This window comes from Lentzea kentuckyensis, from assembly GCF_002150765.1.
GTDB lineage: Bacteria > Actinomycetota > Actinomycetes > Mycobacteriales > Pseudonocardiaceae > Lentzea > Lentzea kentuckyensis.
In genome coordinates this window covers 1-1,260 of record NZ_MUYM01000153.1, presented here as the reverse complement: position 1 = coordinate 1,260, position 1,260 = coordinate 1, and the positions used below count along the sequence as shown (strand labels likewise).

The window sequence follows — 1,260 nt, the reverse complement described above, 5'->3', positions numbered from 1 at the left end:
CGCGGCCGCGGCCACGAACCTGTCCAGACAGTCGCTGTACGACCGGCTGAAGCGAATCAGCCAGCTGCTCGACGCGGACCTGGACTCACCTCACGTCAGGGCGTCACTGCACGCCGCCCTCGCCGCGCACGACGCAATCGAACACCCTTACACAATGTCCACCCCGATATGATTTTCCGCCGGATTGTCAATCACTTCGCCACGGTGAACCTTTTCGGCCTCGTCCCCGTACTACCCCACGTAGAGCCGGTCGGAAATCAACAATCCGGGAGTTCACGTGATTGTAGAAGAGCGCATCAGCCTCATGAGCGCGGTCGCCGTTGTCCGCGCCGACGGCGAGTACCGCCTGGTGGCGAATCGCCCGGTCCTGGAGGGAGAGCTGCTGTTCACCATCGATGGCGAGCTGACAGCGACCCCGAACCGGTACACGGTGCAGATCGGCCGCGACGCGCATGTGGACGTACCTGCTGAATACGACTTCGAGGCGATCCTCGATCGTTTCTACTGGCGCTTCATGAACCACAGCTGCGACCCGACGGTGTTCATCAGGGGCCGCGCGGTAATCAGTCTCAAACCGGTCAGTTTCGGACAGGACATCACATTCAATTACAACACCACCGAATTCGACATGGCCGAGCCCTTCGCCTGCCGCTGCGGTAGTGACCGGTGCACCGGNNCTTCCGGCACCTGGCCGGTGCGGAACGGCGCCGGCTGCGGCCCTGGCTGGCCTCCCATCTGTCCGCAGGGTCACGGTGACCGCGACTGTCCGGACCCTGGCGGTCTCGCTCGTCGACTTCTTCGACCACGCCGCCCACCAGTGGCCGGACGCCATCGCCGTGGACGTCCCTCCCGCCAGTGGCCGTCCGCACCGCAGCCAGATCACGTACGCGGAGCTGCTGCGCAAGTCCAGTGCCCTGGCGGGAGCGTTCCATGCGATCACCGGCCGTGGGCGGGTCATCTCGATCATGCTGCCCCGCACGTCGGTCGCCCTCTACGCGACGCAGCTCGCGGTCCTGAGGGCCAAGTCCGCGCATGTGTGCCTCGACCCCGCGTTCCCGGACGACCAGGTCCGGTACATCCTGGAGGACTCCGGCGCCCAGGTGCTGGTCACCAACGCGGAGGGGGCCGAGCGGGCGGCGCGGATCGGCTACCGCGGGGCCGTGATCAGAACCGACAGCCCGGCGGCGAAGGTGGCCGTCGTCGACGCCCCGCAGGGACCTGAGGGCCTGGCCTATCTGATCTACACCTCCGGCACCACCG

At 66.5% G+C, this 1,260-nt stretch carries 2 protein-coding genes and 1 pseudogene; all 3 read left to right on the top strand.

Annotated features, from left to right (window positions below):
- Nucleotides 1-172: helix-turn-helix domain-containing protein (locus tag B0F77_RS51030; RefSeq protein ID WP_143467239.1), on the top strand; the 172-nt coding region annotated here is incomplete at its 5' end.
- Nucleotides 173-304: 132 nt separating this feature from the next.
- Nucleotides 305-553 (top strand): annotated as a pseudogene (locus tag B0F77_RS50785) (SET domain-containing protein); the annotation flags it as partial.
- A 199-nt stretch (nt 554-752) separates the two neighbouring features.
- The coding region (locus B0F77_RS44215) for an AMP-binding protein (RefSeq protein ID WP_158102997.1) at nt 753-1,260 on the top strand (508 nt) is incomplete at its 3' end.